Below are 1,615 nucleotides of genomic sequence, written 5' to 3'. Positions count from 1 at the left end.
GCGGGGTATGGGAAGTCAGCCGCGCGCGACGTCATATTGGCGACTACATGGATCGAAGCGCCGCCTTCGAAACCGCGCTCGCCATCGCACTCGAAGACATTCAGGCCGGAGCGAAGGCGACGCTCGTCGTCGATGGAGTGGCAGTTCCTATCGGCGCTGCGGCCAAGCCCCAAAGACAAGCGAATGACTAATGTCGATATCACGGCGACGTGGCAAGCCCCTCGAGCTTACACTCCAATCGGCATGGCGGCCCATGTTGTCGCACTCCTCTCCCGGGGCGGCCTCAGGGTGCGGCTCGCGAACAATCATGAGTTGGATGTTCCGGCCGCTAGCGGCAGGCAAACAGACATCAGCCGTCTCGGCGATGTCGTTTTCATTGAGTGGGCTGCGGGCCGGCGCCCCGGCTGGCGGCTGACGCCTGCGCCCACCCTTTCTGCCTGAGGATGCAATCGAACCTGACGGGGGCCTGGACTATAGCGGTCTGACAGCTGCGCCAGGACCTCGATTAAAAGCCGCTTCGATATGCCCGGCACGGGTTCTTCGCTAAAGCTCAGAAACATTCCCGCCCCACAGGGCTTCCCTGCAAGAAAGCAGCGGCCCAGGACGTCACGGCCCCTGTTGCGACGCCTTCGGTCGCATATTGATAAATTACGATCCGCGTTACGATTTGTTTTTAGCAAGTCGATAAATGCACGAAAGCGGACGTCGCCAGCCGCCGGTTAGAGTCAAAAGCCGCAATTGAAGTGGACGCACTAACCCGTCCCTACTCCGTCTGCATCTCCCAACTTCCGAGGAGACACGACAGGTTTTGGATTGTGCACAAAAACTCCACTGGAAACATCGTCTTCGGACGACGGTGGAGAGACGCTTCAGAAGCGGTTTTTCCTAAACATCGATGCGATCATGCAACCGGACACTGGACGACGGGCATTCGCGAAAGCCCCGCTTGACTCCCTCCGGGGGTCAGGGCGCATATAAGAACATATGCAGAACATTTGTTCACAGCCTGACGCTTTAACAGCGCTGAAGACTCGCCTGGAGGCCCTGGATCGGGCCGGCGGTCGTCGCGTCGGCGCGGGCGTGCGCGCGGGAAGCGACGACGCCTTCGCGCCGCTGGCCACGGGCGTGGTGCATGATCTCTACGCCGCCGCCCCTGCCGACACTGTGGCCGTCAATGCCTTCGGGCTGGGCATGGCGCTGCGGGCGGCGGCGGGGCGTCCCATCGTCTGGGGCCTGCATGATATGATGGCCCAGGAGGCGGGACGGCCGCACGGGCCGGGCCTGCATGAGATGAGCCTGTCGCCGCACGACCTGCTGCTGGTACGGACGCGCGACGTGCAGACCTTGTTGGCCGTGGGCGAAGAAGCCCTGCGCAGTCCCGCCGTGGGCGCCGTGTTGTTGAGCGCCTGGGGCGAGGCCAAGGCCTTCAGCCTGACGGCCAGCCGGCGACTGGCTCTGGCCGCCGAGACGGGCGGCGCGACCCTGTTCCTGGCGCGGGCAGGCGCCCTGCCCTGCCCCAGCGCGGCCGAGACCCGATGGTCGGTAGCGTCCTGCGCGTCAGAACCTCTGGAAGGCGGAGCGCCGGGATGGCCGTCTTTTTCCGCGACCCTGCTGC

The 1,615-nt window shown here is 64.0% G+C and carries 2 protein-coding genes; both read left to right on the top strand.

All coding sequences use genetic code 11. The features are described 5' to 3' along the window. The coding region (locus ACU5AP_RS16230; RefSeq protein WP_446681552.1) for a hypothetical protein at positions 1-191 on the top strand (191 nt) is incomplete at its 5' end. Between the two features lie 793 nt (positions 192-984). Then, positions 985-1,615, top strand: a 631-nt coding sequence (locus tag ACU5AP_RS16225) for an ImuA family protein (protein ID WP_446681551.1), incomplete at its 3' end; no start/stop codon positions are given.

It is taken from the genome of Brevundimonas sp. RM1, assembly GCF_052907225.1.
This window is presented reverse-complemented; position numbering and strand designations above follow the sequence as displayed.